Here is a 15455-nt window from a genome sequence, read left to right as displayed (position 1 = left end):
CCGACATAACAAACTACTCTTCGGCCGCATAACCCTGAGGCGGAAGCTTAACGCCGTCCAGCCAGGCTGCACCGTCGCGCATTTCAAGACGCCCGTCAACAAACCAGCTGACCACCAGCGGGTAGATGGCGTGTTCCTGGGTTTGCACGCGCTCGGTCACATCGTCTTCGTTGTCGCCATCAAAGACCGGGACTTTCGCCTGCAGGATCACCGGGCCACCGTCCAGTTCGTCAGTGACGAAATGCACAGAGGTACCGTGCTCCTCATCGCCATTTTCCAGCACCTGACGGTGGGTGTGCAGGCCGGGATATTTTGGCAGCAGGGAAGGGTGGATATTCAGCAGTCGCCCGGCGAAGTGTTCGACAAACGCCGGGCTCAGAATACGCATATAGCCCGCCAGTACGACCACGTCCGGTGCATAGGCATCAATCTCGTGAACCAGTTCGCGGTCGAAGGCTTCACGCCCGGCGAACTGGCTGGCCTCCAGCGCGTGCGCGGGAATGCTCTCTTGCCGCGCGCGCTCAAGGCCGAACGCGTCGGCCTTGTTGCTGAATACTGCCCGAATGGTGCCGTTAATTTTCTTCTGTTTGCAGGCGTCTATGATGGCCTGCAAATTACTTCCGTTGCCGGAAATGAGCACCACAATGTTTTTCATTCAATGACCACACGCTCTTCGGAATCGGAGGCTTTAATCGTACCGATTTTCCACGCGTTTTCACCTTTCTCGGTCAACAGCTTAACCGCTTTATCGGCTTCGCTTGCTGGCAGGGCGATAACCATGCCCACGCCGCAGTTAAAGGTGCGGTACATTTCGTGAGAACTCACGTTGCCTGCGGTCTGCAGCCAGTTAAAGACTGCCGGCCACTGCCATGAGGATTCGTCGATCACCGCCTGGGTGTTATCCGGCAGGACGCGCGGAATGTTTTCCCAGAAGCCGCCGCCGGTCAGGTGGGCAATGGCGTGAACGTCAACGTTCTCGATAAGCTCCAGCACGTTTTTCACGTAGATGCGGGTCGGGGCCAGCAGATGGTCAGCCAGCGGTTTACCTTCAAGCTCAGTGGTTTGTGGGTCGCAACCGCTGACTTCGAGAATTTTACGCACCAGAGAGTAGCCGTTGGAGTGTGGGCCGCTGGAAGCCAGCGCAATCAGCACATCACCATCAGCCACTTTGCTGCCGTCGATAATTTCTGATTTTTCTACTACACCGACGCAGAAGCCTGCGACGTCATAATCTTCGCCGTGATACATGCCAGGCATTTCCGCGGTTTCACCGCCCACCAGCGCGCAGCCGGACTGCAGACAGCCTTCGGCGATACCGTTAATGACGCTGGCTGCGGTATCCACATCCAGTTTGCCGGTCGCGTAGTAATCGAGGAAGAACAGGGGTTCTGCACCCTGAACCACCAGGTCATTCACGCACATCGCAACCAGATCGATACCGATCGTGTCGTGACGTTTTAAATCCATCGCCAGGCGCAGTTTTGTACCTACGCCGTCAGTTCCCGAGACCAGAACAGGTTCACGATATTTTTGCGGCAGCGCGCACAGTGCGCCGAATCCACCCAGACCCCCCATCACTTCCGGGCGGCGGGTTTTTTTCACCACACCTTTGATTCGGTCAACCAGCGCATTACCTGCGTCAATATCAACACCGGCATCTTTGTAGCTGAGAGAAGTTTTGTTGGTCACGGCTCAAGTCCCCACGCGATTGCATAGCTAGTAAGAAAAATCGGCGCAATTCTAACAGTCCAGGCAAACGTTTGCGAGCCTATTCTCGGTGGAGGGATCTTTTTTTCTCTCTGGCCATTGCGGGGCAACAAACTTGACTCTGTTCACGAAAATGAAACCGGTTTCGGTGATCTGCTTGCAACGGATAACCCCTTTGCACATCATCGAACTGAAACCGGTTTCTGTAATTGTTTTTGCAGAAAATAACGCAGAATGAGGGAAAGCGAATGTCAGGATTTAAAGCAGATTTTCTGTGGGGTGGTGCCGTTGCGGCGCATCAGCTGGAAGGCGGCTGGAAAGAGGGCGGCAAGGGCGTAAGCGTTGCCGACGTCATGACGGCGGGTGCGCATGGCGTACCGCGTGAAATCACCAACGGCGTGCTGGAAGGGAAGAATTACCCTAACCATGAAGCCATTGATTTCTACCATCGTTATAAAGAAGACATCAGACTCTTTGCCGAGATGGGGTTCAAATGTTTCCGTACCTCCATCGCCTGGACGCGTATCTTCCCGAAAGGCGACGAGCGGGAGCCTAATGAGGCTGGCCTGAAATTCTATGACGATCTGTTCGACGAATGCCTGAAGTACGGCATCGAACCGGTTATTACGCTTTCTCACTTCGAGATGCCTTTCCACCTGGTGACGGAATACGGCGGCTGGCGCAACCGTAAGCTGATCGACTTTTTCGTTCGTTTTGCAAAAGTGGTCTTCCAGCGCTATCAGCATAAAGTGAAGTACTGGATGACCTTCAATGAGATCAACAACCAGGCTAACTTCCACGAAGATTTTGCGCCGTTCACCAACTCCGGGTTGAAGTATGCGCCGGGTGAAGACCGTGAGCCGGTCATGTTCCAGGCCGCGCACTACGAGCTGGTGGCCAGCGCCCTGGCGGTGAAGGCGGGACGCGAAATTAATCCGTCGCTGCAGATCGGCTGTATGATTGCTATGTGTCCTATCTATCCGCTGACCTGCGCGCCGGACGATATGATGATGGCGATGAATGCGATGCACCGTCGCTACTGGTTTACCGACGTGCACGTCCGCGGTAAGTACCCGCAGCATCTGCTCAACTACTTTGAACGTCGCGGGTTCGCGCTGGATATCACCGACGAGGATAAAGCAGCGCTGCGCCAGGGGTGCGTTGATTATATTGGCTTCAGCTATTACATGTCCTTTGCCACCAAGGCGACGGCGGACAACCCGCATCTTGATTACGACGAGAGCAAGAGCCTGGTCTCTAACCCGTATGTGCAGAAATCCGACTGGGGCTGGCAGATTGACCCGGTTGGGCTGCGCTACTCCCTGAACTGGTTCTGGGATCACTACCAGCTGCCGCTGTTCATTGTTGAAAACGGCTTTGGCGCGATTGACGTGCAGGAGAGTGACGGCACGGTAAACGATCGGTACCGCATTGATTACCTTTCTGCGCACATCCGCGAGATGAAAAAAGCGGTGGTGGAAGATGGCGTAGACCTGATGGGCTACACCCCGTGGGGCTGTATCGACCTTGTGTCTGCCGGCACCGGTGAAATGAAAAAACGCTACGGCTTTATCTTTGTAGATAAAGACAATGAAGGGAACGGCACGCTGAACCGCAGCAAGAAAAAGTCCTTCGACTGGTATAAGCAGGTGATTGCGAGCAACGGCGAGCAGCTATAATTGCCCGGTGGCGCTGCGCTTACCGGGCCTACGGGACGTGTAGGCCGGGTAAGCGTTAGCGCCACCCGGCAGAACCCCGCACCCAAGCCGGAGCCCAGCCTCCGGCTTTTTTGTCTTTGATTGACATATGTCAAGCAAGATGGGTATGGCGCAATCCGAAAAAAGCGGTATAATCCCGCGATTTTTTTGCGGATGCCACCTCAGAGGAGAAAGAGAATGAAGATTGTGGAAGTGAAACACCCACTCGTTAAACACAAGTTGGGCCTGATGCGTGAGCATGACATCAGCACGAAGCGTTTTCGCGAACTGGCTTCTGAAGTGGGCAGCCTGCTGACCTACGAAGCAACCTCTGATCTGGAAACGGAAAAAGTCACCATCGAAGGCTGGAACGGCCCGGTGCAGGTTGAGCAGATCAAAGGGAAGAAAATTACCGTCGTGCCTATCCTGCGTGCCGGTCTGGGTATGATGGAAGGCGTGCTGGAGCACGTACCAAGCGCGCGCATCAGCGTGGTCGGTATCTACCGTAATGAAGAGACGCTGGAGCCGGTTCCTTACTTCCAGAAGCTGGTGTCCAACATCGACGAACGTATGGCGCTGGTGGTTGACCCTATGCTGGCGACCGGCGGTTCAATGATCGCCACCATCGACCTGCTGAAAAAAGCGGGCTGCAGCAGCATTAAGGTGCTGGTACTCGTTGCGGCACCAGAAGGGATCGCGGCGCTGGAAAAAGCGCACCCGGACGTTGAGCTGTACACCGCCTCTATCGACCAGGGTCTTAACGAGCACGGATACATCATCCCGGGGCTCGGCGATGCCGGCGATAAGATCTTTGGTACGAAATAATCGAATAACGATAAAAAAGCCGACTTTGATAGTCGGCTTTTTTTTGAATAAAACACCAACAACAAAACTCAGAGGAAAACATTATGACGCGCCGTGCTATCGGGGTGAGTGAAAGACCGCCGCTTTTACAGACTATCCCGCTTAGTTTGCAGCACCTGTTCGCCATGTTTGGCGCAACCGTGCTGGTGCCAATCCTGTTTCACATTAACCCGGCTACCGTGCTGCTGTTCAACGGCATCGGTACGCTGCTGTACCTCTTTATCTGTAAAGGCAAAATCCCGGCGTATCTCGGGTCGAGCTTCGCCTTTATCTCTCCGGTGCTATTGCTGCTGCCGCTGGGTTATGAAGTGGCGCTGGGCGGCTTTATCATGTGTGGCGTACTGTTCTGCCTGGTCTCCTTCATTGTGAAGAAAGCCGGTACCGGCTGGCTGGACGTGATGTTCCCCCCTGCGGCGATGGGCGCAATCGTTGCCGTCATCGGTCTCGAACTGGCGGGCGTGGCGGCGAATATGGCCGGTCTGCTGCCTGCGGACGGGCAATCGCCGGATTCTAAAACCATCATTATCTCGATGGTGACGCTGGGCGTGACGGTGTTTGGCTCCGTGCTGTTCCGCGGCTTTATGGCGATTATCCCGATCCTGATCGGCGTGCTGGCGGGCTATGCGCTCTCCTTCGTGATGGGCGTGGTGGATACCACACCGATTGCCGAGGCGCACTGGTTCGCGCTGCCAACCTTCTACACCCCGCGCTTCGAGTGGTTTGCTATCTTCACCATTCTGCCCGCCGCACTGGTCGTGATTGCGGAGCACGTCGGCCACCTGGTGGTAACGGCGAACATCGTTAAGCGTGATTTAATCCGCGACCCGGGTCTGCACCGCTCCATGTTTGCGAACGGTTTCTCCACCATCATCTCCGGTTTCTTCGGATCCACGCCAAATACCACGTACGGTGAGAACATCGGCGTGATGGCAATCACCCGCGTCTACAGCACCTGGGTTATTGGCGGCGCGGCGATTATTGCCATTCTGCTCTCCTGCGTGGGTAAGCTGGCGGCAGCGATTCAGATCATCCCGGTGCCGGTCATGGGCGGCGTCTCGCTGCTGCTGTACGGGGTAATCGGTGCCTCCGGGATTCGCGTGCTGATTGAATCGAAAGTGGATTACAGCAAAGCGCAGAACCTGATCCTCACCTCGGTCATTCTGATTATCGGCGTGAGCGGTGCGAAGGTGCACATCGGTGCGGCCGAGCTGAAAGGCATGGCGCTGGCGACCATCGTCGGCGTGGGCCTGAGCCTGATTTTCAAGCTGATCTCGGTGATCCGCCCGGAAGAGGTGGTACTGGACGCTGACGAAAGCGAAAAAGCGCCACATTGATCCTTTAACCGGGTGGACGATCCGCCCGGTTCTCTCCTTGCTGGTTCCGTGTTAAACTCCGTTTCGATTTTACGTAAGATCTGGTTGAGGTACTTCTGAACGGACCGGCACAGCTCTCTCTGCCACTCTATCTCCCTGACGATGAAACTTTTGCGAGTTTCTGGCCGGGTGATAACCCCTCTTTACTGGCTGCACTGCAAAACGTGCTGCGCCAGGAGCACAGCGGATACATCTATATCTGGTCACGCGAAGGCGCGGGGCGCAGCCACCTGTTGCATGCCGCCTGCGCGGAGCTTTCGGCGCGCGGTGATGCGGTAGGCTATGTGCCGCTGGATAAACGTACCTGGTTCGTGCCTGACGTGCTGGAGGGAATGGAACATCTCTCCCTGGTCTGCATCGATAATATCGAATGCGTGGCGGGGGATGAGCCGTGGGAAATGGCGATCTTTAACCTCTATAACCGCATTCTGGAGTCGGGCAAAACCCGACTGCTGATCACCGGCGATCGTCCACCGCGCCAGCTCAATCTTGGGTTGCCGGATCTGGCGTCACGTCTGGACTGGGGGCAAATCTACAAGCTCCAGCCGCTGTCGGATGAAGATAAGCTTCAGGCATTACAGCTGCGCGCAAGGCAGCGTGGCTTTGAGCTGCCGGAAGACGTGGGCCGTTTCCTGCTCAAGCGCCTGGACAGGGAAATGCGCACCCTGTTCGATACGCTCGATCAGCTCGATCGCGCTTCCATTACCGCCCAGCGCAAGCTGACCATTCCGTTTGTGAAAGATATCCTTAAGCTTTGAGTGTTTTCGCCCGGTGGCGCTACGCTTACCGGGCCTACAGGTGCTCTTTGTAGGCCGGGTAAGGCGTAGCCGCCACCCGGCTAAAGATCCCCCAACAGATGCTCTACCAGAAGTGGAATCGGCCGTCCTGATGCCACGCTCCGTCCACCTTCACGCCACAGCGCCGTGCCGCTGATATCCAGATGCGCCCACGGAATGGTTGGCGGGCAGAAGTGATGCAGCAACCACGCCGCCGAGGCGCTTATCGCCGCATTGTTGGTTGGCGTGTTGCACAGATCGGCGATGGCGCTGTCGGTCTGCTTTTTCAACCGCGCATCCAGCGGCAGGGACCACACTTCGTCGCCACTCTGTTTCCCTGCCTGCGTCAGCGTACTGCGCAGCGGTTCATCCTGCGTCATTAGCCCGCTTAGCTCATACCCCAGCGCCTTCACGACTGCACCGGTTAAGGTCGCCATATCAATAATATAGCGCGCCTGCGGATGCCTCTGGCTGGCCCAGGCGATAGCATCCGCCAGCACCAGTCGACCTTCAGCATCGGTATTGTTGATTTCAACCGTGGTGCCGTTGCAGGCTGTTGCCACCGTGCCGGGCTGCATGGCATTGGGGCCGATGGCATTTTCTGCCAGTGCCAGCACGCCCATGATGCGTACGGGTAATCCCAGCTCTGCCACGGTGAGCATCAGCCCCAGCACGTTAGCCGCCCCACACATGTCATATTTCATGGTGAACATGCCCGCACCTTCTTTCAGCCACAGACCGCCGGTATCAAAGGTGATGCCTTTTCCCACATAGCAGCGCACCGGGCCGTCGTGAGTGCCATCATAATGCATCGCCAGCAGACGTGGCGGGCAGGTGGCTCCTTTGCCGACGGCGTGCAGTAGACCCAGGCCGTGCTCAACAATCTCTTTTTCGTTGAGCACTTCGCAGCGCAGGGCGGGGAAGAGGGCGCAGAGCTTTAGTGCCTCTTCTACCACAAACTGCGGCGTACACCGGTCAGAGGGGATATCCGCCAGACGTCGTGCCGCGACCATGCCGTGCGCGATAGCCTGCTGCTGGCGGAAAACACCCTCCAGCTTCGCCTGTTGTTCCGGCAGGCAGAAGGCGGTGATATGCGCAATACGGACGTCATCGTCGGTTTTCTTTAGCTGCAAATCGCTCAGCCGGTGCGCCTGATTAAAGAGAAAACGCAGCACTTGCGCCAGCACGACGTCGTCGATATTTGTCACGTCCAGCATCACATCGGGACTCACGGGTGAGGCCAGCAGCGGGCGCAGCGCCGTGAGCAATCCTTCTGTCAGGCTATCGTGCCAGAGCGCATCCGGGAGCAGCGTGATCCGGGCAAAAGGGGCGCAGCCAAAGCGGGCGTCAGCGATGCCGCTGGACTCGCGCATTTCCGCGATAAGCGCAGTTTGCGGCAAATGCGCACAGGCGGTGCGGGCGATGAAATGGCTTTGCGGCTTTGCGTCGGAAAGTGCGGTAATGAGTTGATATGTAATCATCATGACTCCTCAATCGGGGCGCGGATCCGCGCGGCATAGGCCTGCATCCATTCATCGTCTACCGCGTGATAATGCGTTTTTTCCCGCAGACGCTCTGTGCGATAAACGGTGAGAGGCTGTCGAGCCGTCGCCACCACAAACGAAAAGGTTTTGATATTCGTCGCGGCGCCGAACTCGCCCTTGTTATTCATGCACACCACGGAGAGATCGCCCGCGCGACCGAAGCGCGACATCAGCTTATCTTCCAGCTCGAACACCACTGAATCTGCGGCCTGCTGCGGCGACATACCTTGCGCCATCCGGCGAACGATTTCGTAGCTGGTGCAGCCTTTCATCAGATCTTCACCGACGCCCGTGGCGGTAGCGGCACCGGTTTCGCTGTCGCAGTAAAAGCCGGAGCCGATAATAGGGGAATCCCCAATGCGGCCGCGTTTTTTCATAAACAGGCCGCTGGTGGAGGTGGCGACGCTCATGGAACCCTGCTTATCAAGACCGATAATGCCGACGGTATCGTGTCCGTCGTACGGGCTTAAGCCTTTATCCAGCGTCTCGCGGCAGCGCTTGCGGTAGTGCTGCATGGCGCGCTCCGTGAGCATGGTTTTGTCGGCAAAGCCCTGGCTCAGTGCCCATTCACGTGCGCCCTGGCCGACCAGCAGGCTGTTGTAGCGCTGGCGGCTCAGCGCGTGCGCCACGCGCACCGGATTGGCGATATCCACCAGATTTCCTACGGCACCGAACGCCAGCGTGTCGCCGTCCATGTACGCCGCATCCAGCTCGACTTCGCCGTTTTCGGTAGGCAGCCCGCCATAGCCGACGGATTTATACAGCGGGAAGTCTTCCACGGCAGCGACGGCATCCACCACCGCTGCTGAGACCGGTTTTCCCGCCGCCAGGGCAGATGCAGATTCCGTTACGCCTTCAAGCGCCATTCGCCAGGTTGCGATAATTCCCCACATGCTTTACTCCTGTTTTGCAAGGGTGGTGTCAGTTTGCGTGACCGTGCTCAGCTCCGCAGCACGGTACTGTTTGTCCACGATACGCATGAAAGGCAGGTACAACATGGCGCCAATCAGCAGGTTGATAAGCTGCATCACGCTGCCGCTCAGGTGCCCGGTAACGATAAAACCGCTGATGACCGGTGGCAGCGTCCAGGGGATAAACACCCCGGTGGTGACGGCGACCGCGCCAATTTTCATCGCCGCATACTGCACGGTAGCCAGCACCAGCGGCACCAGGTTGAACGGAATAAGCATGATCGGGTTCATGATCACCGGCAGGCCAAACAGGATCGGCTCGTTAATGTTAAACACCGACGCCCCCGCGCCGAGGCGCGCCACTTCGCGCATGTTTTTACTGCGGGCGAAAATCAGCATCGCAATCACCAGCGACAGCGTGGCGCCCGCCCCCCCCATCCAGATCATGTCAAAAAACTGTTCAGTAATAATGTGCGGCGGCGTCGTGCCCGCCTGAATGGCGGCGATGTTATCGGTCTGGTTTTCCATCCACAGCGGACGAATGATGCCGTTGATCATCGAGCCGGAGTTAATCCCCACTGACCACAGAATAGTGATGCTGAATACGGTCATCAGCGCGCCAAAGTAAGAGGTGCCGTAGTGGCGTACCGGCGTGGCGACCACCTCGTAAATGAACTGATGGATGGTGTTGTAGTGGGTATTTTCGAAGATGATGCGGATACCCAACACCAGTATCATGACAAGCAGGGCCGGGATCAGCGCCGCGAAGGACTCCTGCACCGCAGGCGGCACGCCGTCCGGCATTTTTATGACCAGATTTTTGCGCTTCAGCCAGCAGAACAGTTCCGTCCACAGCAGCGAACCGATCATCGCCACAAACAGCCCCTTGCTGCCAATCCACTCTACCGGTATGACGGTAATGCCGCCGTTTTCCGCCACTTTGATAAACGGCGTCAGGATTAAAAATGCGACCAATGCCAGGATGCCGCAGGAGATACGGTCCTCGCCATAGTGTTCGGCAAGGCGGAAGGCGACCAGGAAGCTGATAAACAGCGACATGGTGGAGAAGACCGCATTGAACGGAATTTCGATAATCGCGCTCCAGCTCTCACCAAAGGCCTGAGACATAAACTGCTGATAGGTTTGATTCGGGAACGACGAGATGACGAGCAGAATGGAGCCGACGATGATAAATGGCATGAATGAAACGTAGGCACCACGAATGGCCCCGAGATGGCGCTGCTGGGCCGTTTTCGCCGCCAGCGGCATCAGTTTTGCTTCAAGAAATCCCAGAACATTGTTCATTGTGAACTCCGTACAAGATTGAGGGGTGTTGTTTATGTTATGTCTGTGGATTATCAGTGAAGCGCGGTGAGCGAAAGGTGAAATCGGTCACAAAGCAATCGCTTGTATAATATAAATCTCATAAGATTGGTTTCAGGAGGATTGGAATGGAAATCAAACTGCACGCCAATGCCACCACCACGCCGCGCATCCGCCGCTACCTTCAGCAGTCTGATAAAAGCGACCGGGAACTGGCCGTTGAGCTGGGGATCTCGGTCACTACCGTCAGGCGCTGGCGCAACCGCGATCGGGTTTCGGATAACCACACTACGCCAAAAGTGATACACAAAGCGCTGAGACAAGAGCAGGTTGCACTGGTTAATGCTCTGCGCGACATATCAGGTGCGCCATTAGATGAATTGCTGCAGATAGTTAACGACATCCTGGGCATCCCCGTCTCACGGGCAACGTTGAGTCGCTATCTCAAACCGGCACCCGCGAAACAAAAAGGGGCTTCGTTACAGGGAAAAAAGGCGCTGAAAGCTGGCATCAGGCCGCATACGCTGCTGCTGTATCATCAGCCTTTGTCGCTGCATATGGATGATGGGGGCGAACAACACCTGCTCTGGGCGCGCGAACCGGTGAGCGGCTGGTGTTATGCCCGGCTCTATGCGGGTCTTTCACCGCAGTTGCTCACTACCTGGACGCGCGCGCTGCTGGAGGCCTGCCCTGCTGATATACAATCTCTTGAGACTTTCGGTTTTGAACCGACGCTGCCTGCACAAGACGTTGTTGTTAACGCTCATCCACACAAGCACAATGCGCTGCAGGTGGCGCTACCGCTCCGGGATATTATTCCGCGAGTTAATGATGAACCGGCTGGAGAGGTTGTTATCACGCTATGCGAGTTTTATAACCGGGGTAAAACGCAGAAAAAGCTGGGAGAAAGTACGCCGCAGGCGTTTCTGGAAGCGCTGCGGCGTAAGGACTAGAGGATCTCGAGGACATCTTCCGGCGGACGGCCGATGCGTGCTTTACCGTTTGCCACCACAATCGGTCGCTCAATCAGCTTTGGATTGTCAACCATCGCCTGAATCAGCTGGTCTTCGCTGAGGTACGTGTCGTCCAGATTCAGTGACTTATACAGATCCTCTTTCTGGCGCATCAGTTCGCGCGCGCTGCCCATTCCCAGCATGTGCAGCAGCTGACGAAGCGTCTGCGCGTCCGGCGGTGTGTCGAGATACAACACCACGTCAGGGTCGATACCGTTAGACTTCAGCAGGCTGAGCGTGTCGCGGCTCTTGGAGCAGCGAGGGTTATGATAAATTTTTACCGCGTCTGTCATGACTTCTCCTTGGTTACATCTTCTCGTACGGCTTAAAGCGTTGTTGCAGACTACGCAGCTGGTCGATACGCGCGTCGTAGCGGGCCTGTTGCAGGCTGCCGAGTTTGACCTGCGAGCTGGCACTGCTCAACAAGGAAATCGCCTGATCGAGGCGACCCGCCAGTGCCAGGCCTTCAGCACGCGCGGCCAGTTCCTGATCGCGGTTACCCAGTTGCCCCTGGGCCTGGGCGAGCAATTCCCAGCCGTTCTGGTCATCTTTATTGTTAAAGGTATAGCGGTTCAGGATGGTCACAGCCTCCGCTGGCTGACCGCCCTGTAGGTAAGCGTTAGCCAGGTTAAGCTGTAGCACCGGGTTGGTGCGTATGTCTTTCGCCCCTTTCAGGCGGTTAATCGCATCGGTGGTTTTCTTCTGCCCCAGATCGATATCCGTCGAGAGATCGAGATACCACGGGTTATTCGGATCTGCGGCCAGCAGGGGCTGCAGCGCTTTACGCGCGTCGTCGTATTTGCTGGCTTCCATCGCCTGTAATGCCTGGCCATACTGCGCGGCGTTTTTTTCACGCACGTTGCCTTTCGCCAGGGTGTCCAGCAGATCGCTGGTAAGCTGGTTACGCCCGGAGTTGTACATGCCGAGCGTCCGCACTTTCGCCATGTAGAAGTCCTGAGACGACTGCACGACGACCGGGCGCATCTGGTTGGCACGGTTACGGGCATCCGACAAACGGCTTTCCGGTAACGGGTGGGTGAGTAAAATTTCCGGGGGACGGGAAGAGTAACGTGCCTGATCGAGCAGTTTTTCCAGGAAGCTCGGCATGGCCTGCGGGTCAAAGCCCGAACGCTGTAAAACCTGAATGCCGATACGGTCCGCTTCCTGTTCGTTTTGCTGGGTGAAGCTGATCATCCCCTGACGCGTTCCGGCCAGCGTACCGGTCAGTGCCGCCATCCCCGCCTGTGGGCTGGCCATTGCGAGCAGAATAGAACCCAGCGCGCCCACCCAGGTGAGCGGGGCATTGCGCTTCTGGTCTTCCATTGCACGCGCCAGGTGGCGCTGGGTGACGTGTGAAATTTCGTGCGCCATCACTGAAGCCAGCTGGCTTTCGTTGTCAGAGTAGCGAAATAATGCCGAATGCAGCACCACGTTCCCGCCAAAGAAGGCGAAGGCGTTAATTTCGTCGTTATTGATTAAATAGAAATGGAAGGGCGTTTTGACCGAGTCGGCGTGCGCCACCAGACGCATCCCCAGCCCGTTAATATACTGTACCAGCAAAGGATCGTTAATCAGCGGGGCGCTGCCGCGCAGCTGGCGAACATAGTAATCGCCCATTTGCATCTCTTGCCCGATAGAGAGCGTGCTTCCTGCTGTGGTGCCCATGTCCGGCAATGAGTCGGACGAGTCAGCGAAAGCGGGCAACACCTGACCGACCGTCACTGCGGCAATCAGTGTTGCAACCAGTGTTTTTCTCAACTGCCTGAACATAACCACTGTCCTGTATGTTGGATGTGCTAATTTGACCGATGAACCGCCATATCGTTCATCTCTGCTGCCCTGCGAGTGTAGCTGTGTTACAGCATGAAGAAAATCCCATTCATCAGGCTTTTGCGGATTGTGACAGGGATACAAAAAGCGAAAGTCTTTTTTGTGACAGTTAGATACAATTCACCGTCTCACTCCCGCCATTCGATTCAGGGAAGGGTTGTATGCTCGAAATGTTAATGCAGTGGTACCGGCGTCGGTTCAGTGACCCGGAAGCCATTGCTTTGTTGGTTATTCTGGTTGCCGGATTCGGTATTCTGTTCTTCTTCAGCGGCCTTCTCGCGCCTCTGCTGGTGGCGATTGTGCTGGCGTATCTGCTGGAGTGGCCAACGGCGCGCCTGGAACATATCGGTTGTTCTCGTCGCTGGGCGGCAAGCATCGTCCTGGTGCTGTTTGTCGGCATTCTGCTGTTGATGGCCTTCGTGGTGATGCCCGTGGCCTGGCAGCAGGGGATCTACCTGATCCGCGATATGCCCGGCATGTTGAATAAGCTCTCTGATTTCGCCGCCACCCTGCCGCGCCGTTATCCCGCGTTGATGGACGCCGGTATCATCGACGCGATGGCGGAAAACATGCGTGCCCGCATCATGACGATGGGCGACTCGGTGGTGAAATATTCGCTGGCCTCACTGGTGGGGCTGCTCACTCTGGCCGTTTACCTCGTGCTCGTGCCGCTGATGGTTTTCTTCCTGGTCAAAGATAAAGACCAGATGCTTAACGCCGTGCGGCGTATTTTGCCGCGCAACCGCGGGCTGGCGGGGCAGGTCTGGGAAGAGATGAACCAGCAGATCACTAACTACATTCGCGGCAAGGTGCTGGAGATGATGGTGGTGGGGGTAGCAACCTGGATTGGTTTCGTGATCTTCGGCCTCAACTACTCGCTGCTGCTGGCCGTGCTGGTGGGATTCTCGGTCCTGATTCCGTACATCGGCGCGTTTGTGGTCACCATTCCGGTGGTGGGCGTCGCGCTGTTCCAGTTTGGTCTGGGGACGGAGTTCTGGAGCTGCTTCGCGGTGTACCTGATTATTCAGGGGCTGGACGGGAACCTGCTGGTACCGGTGCTGTTCTCCGAAGCGGTAAACCTGCATCCGCTGGTGATTATCTTATCCGTGGTAATTTTCGGCGGGCTGTGGGGGTTCTGGGGCGTGTTCTTTGCGATTCCGCTGGCCACGCTGATTAAAGCGGTGGTGCACGCATGGCCGGATGTACCGGCGGTGGAAGAGAAGTAGATTTTGTGCGGGCTGATGCCCTCACCCCAACCCTCTCCCACGGGAGAGGGAGCAAACATTAAAAAAGGCAACTGACGTTGCCTTTTTGCTGTTGATCAGGCGTTTGCTTTCAGCCAGTTCAACACCACGTCGTGGTGATTACTGGTTTTGAAGTCGTCAAACACATGTTCAACTTTACCGTCAGCGTCAATCAGGAAGCTGATGCGGTGAATGCCGTCATAGGTTTTACCCATAAACGTTTTCTCACCCCAGACGCCAAACTGCTCGCAAACCTGGTGGTCTTCGTCGGAAAGGAGCGTAAAGTTCAGCAGCTCTTTTTCCGCAAATCGTGACAGCTTTTCTGGTTTATCGGTGCTGATACCCAGCACTTCCACACCGACTTTTTTCAAGTCGTCCATGTTATCGCGTAAGCCGCAGGCCTGTACGGTGCAGCCGGGGGTCATGGCTTTCGGGTAGAAATAGACCAGAACACGCTGTCCCTGGAAGTCGGTCAAATTTACTTGCTCACCGTCTTGATCCGGTAAGCTAAATTTCGGTGCGATGTCACCGGCTTTCAGTGGATTCATTACTCAACTCCATCCTGTTCGTGCTGCGAATAATTGACGACGCTTATACTGCCCTGCGCGTTTAATTCTGTACAGAGGGCTTTGAACGCTTGCTCGATATTTGACGCATCCTGTGAGGCAGGGCTGTGTGCAGTGATTTGAATAAAGAGCGTGGGAACGGTGCTCTCGTCGCCCGGTTGCGTGCGGGAAACGAGCTCGGCAATGTTCATCTGATGGCTGTCGAACAGCGCGGTAAAACGCTCGATCAGATGCGGGGAATCAGTGACTTCAACCTGCACCCAGACGGTAGCGGGCATGGCCGGGCGCGGGCGCGCGGTAGTGCGTTTCATCACGATCAGCAAATCCAGCTCCGCGCCTTTCAACGGCAGGGTGGATTCAATAAGGGTAATGGCATTCCATGTTCCGGACAGCAGCATGATAAACGTGAACTCTTCGCCGAGCATTGCCAGACGGCTGTCTTCGATATTACAGCCGCAGCTGCTCACGTGACGGGTGATGGTGTTCACGATACCCGGCCTGTCGGCACCCAGCGCAGTGATAACCAGGTAATGTTGTGATGAGGTTGTCAAACCTGTTCTTCCTTTGCATGGTTAAGTCTTCCTAAGGAAAGCATAAAAAAAACATG

At 56.2% G+C, this 15455-nt stretch carries 15 protein-coding genes; 6 read left to right on the top strand and 9 right to left on the bottom strand.

Annotated features, from left to right (window positions below; translation table 11 throughout):
• Positions 1-13: 13 nt before the first annotated feature.
• A complete protein-coding gene (gene purN, locus L383_RS11605; RefSeq protein WP_023331058.1) occupies positions 14-655 on the bottom strand; it encodes a phosphoribosylglycinamide formyltransferase in 642 nt (213 codons plus the stop codon).
• Positions 652-1689, bottom strand: a complete 1038-nt coding sequence (gene purM, locus L383_RS11610; protein WP_023331057.1) for a phosphoribosylformylglycinamidine cyclo-ligase — start codon at positions 1687-1689, stop codon at positions 652-654. Before purM ends, purN begins: the two co-directional genes overlap by 4 nt.
• 266 nt (positions 1690-1955) lie before the next feature.
• Here purM and L383_RS11615 point away from each other — a divergent pair, with 266 nt between their 5' ends.
• The 4 genes from L383_RS11615 to L383_RS11630 all read left to right on the top strand — a co-directional run bounded on the left by L383_RS11615 (position 1956) and on the right by L383_RS11630 (position 6399).
• Positions 1956-3386, top strand: coding sequence for a 6-phospho-beta-glucosidase (locus tag L383_RS11615; protein ID WP_023331056.1), 1431 nt, complete (start codon positions 1956-1958; stop codon positions 3384-3386).
• Positions 3387-3602: 216 nt separating this feature from the next.
• Positions 3603-4229: a uracil phosphoribosyltransferase gene (gene upp / locus L383_RS11620; protein WP_008501641.1), complete on the top strand. Its 627-nt coding sequence runs from the start codon at positions 3603-3605 to the stop codon at positions 4227-4229.
• 83 nt (positions 4230-4312) lie between these two features.
• On the top strand, positions 4313-5602 hold the full coding sequence (gene uraA / locus L383_RS11625) for a uracil permease (protein WP_014884776.1): 1290 nt from the start codon (positions 4313-4315) through the stop codon (positions 5600-5602).
• Positions 5603-5697: 95 nt separating this feature from the next.
• A complete protein-coding gene (locus L383_RS11630; RefSeq protein WP_213391105.1) occupies positions 5698-6399 on the top strand; it encodes a DnaA inactivator Hda in 702 nt (233 codons plus the stop codon).
• A gap of 80 nt (positions 6400-6479) precedes the next feature.
• Here the strand turns inward: L383_RS11630 and L383_RS11635 are convergent, their stop codons facing one another.
• From L383_RS11635 to celB, 3 genes are read right to left on the bottom strand one after another with little or no spacing between them, the layout of a single operon-like run.
• A complete protein-coding gene (locus L383_RS11635; RefSeq protein ID WP_023331054.1) occupies positions 6480-7898 on the bottom strand; it encodes a leucyl aminopeptidase family protein in 1419 nt (472 codons plus the stop codon).
• Entirely contained in the window at positions 7898-8854 is a 957-nt protein-coding gene (locus tag L383_RS11640) for a N(4)-(beta-N-acetylglucosaminyl)-L-asparaginase (RefSeq protein WP_014884773.1), read from the bottom strand. Before L383_RS11640 ends, L383_RS11635 begins: the two co-directional genes overlap by 1 nt.
• A 3-nt stretch (positions 8855-8857) precedes the next feature.
• Positions 8858-10177 (bottom strand): PTS cellobiose transporter subunit IIC, encoded by a 1320-nt coding sequence (celB, locus tag L383_RS11645; protein ID WP_023331053.1) that lies wholly within the window; start codon positions 10175-10177, stop codon positions 8858-8860.
• 146 nt (positions 10178-10323) lie between these two features.
• Here celB and L383_RS11650 point away from each other — a divergent pair, with 146 nt between their 5' ends.
• Positions 10324-11148, top strand: coding sequence for a transcriptional regulator (locus L383_RS11650; protein ID WP_023331052.1), 825 nt, complete (start codon positions 10324-10326; stop codon positions 11146-11148).
• Here the strand turns inward: L383_RS11650 and arsC are convergent.
• Positions 11145-11501 (bottom strand): arsenate reductase (glutaredoxin), encoded by a 357-nt coding sequence (gene arsC / locus L383_RS11655; RefSeq protein ID WP_023331051.1) that lies wholly within the window; start codon positions 11499-11501, stop codon positions 11145-11147. The two genes, L383_RS11650 and arsC, sit on opposite strands and share 4 nt — an antisense overlap.
• Before the next feature lie 13 nt (positions 11502-11514).
• On the bottom strand, positions 11515-12978 hold the full coding sequence (gene bepA / locus L383_RS11660; RefSeq protein ID WP_014884770.1) for a beta-barrel assembly-enhancing protease: 1464 nt from the start codon (positions 12976-12978) through the stop codon (positions 11515-11517).
• A 221-nt stretch (positions 12979-13199) separates the two neighbouring features.
• Between bepA and L383_RS11665 the strand changes: the two genes are divergently transcribed.
• Positions 13200-14264 carry an AI-2E family transporter gene (locus L383_RS11665; RefSeq protein WP_014884769.1) on the top strand — a complete coding sequence of 355 codons (1065 nt, stop codon included), beginning with the start codon at positions 13200-13202 and terminating at the stop codon, positions 14262-14264.
• A 95-nt stretch (positions 14265-14359) separates the two neighbouring features.
• Here the strand turns inward: L383_RS11665 and bcp are convergent, their stop codons facing one another.
• Entirely contained in the window at positions 14360-14830 is a 471-nt protein-coding gene (gene bcp / locus L383_RS11670) for a thioredoxin-dependent thiol peroxidase (RefSeq protein ID WP_014884768.1), read from the bottom strand.
• On the bottom strand, positions 14830-15399 hold the full coding sequence (locus L383_RS11675) for a glycine cleavage system transcriptional repressor (protein WP_014884767.1): 570 nt from the start codon (positions 15397-15399) through the stop codon (positions 14830-14832). Before L383_RS11675 ends, bcp begins: the two co-directional genes overlap by 1 nt.
• Between the last annotated feature and the right edge of the window lie 56 nt (positions 15400-15455).

Source organism: Enterobacter sp. MGH 37 (assembly GCF_000534515.1).
In the GTDB taxonomy this organism is placed as follows: Bacteria; Pseudomonadota; Gammaproteobacteria; order Enterobacterales; family Enterobacteriaceae; genus Enterobacter; species Enterobacter kobei.
This window is presented reverse-complemented; position numbering and strand designations above follow the sequence as displayed.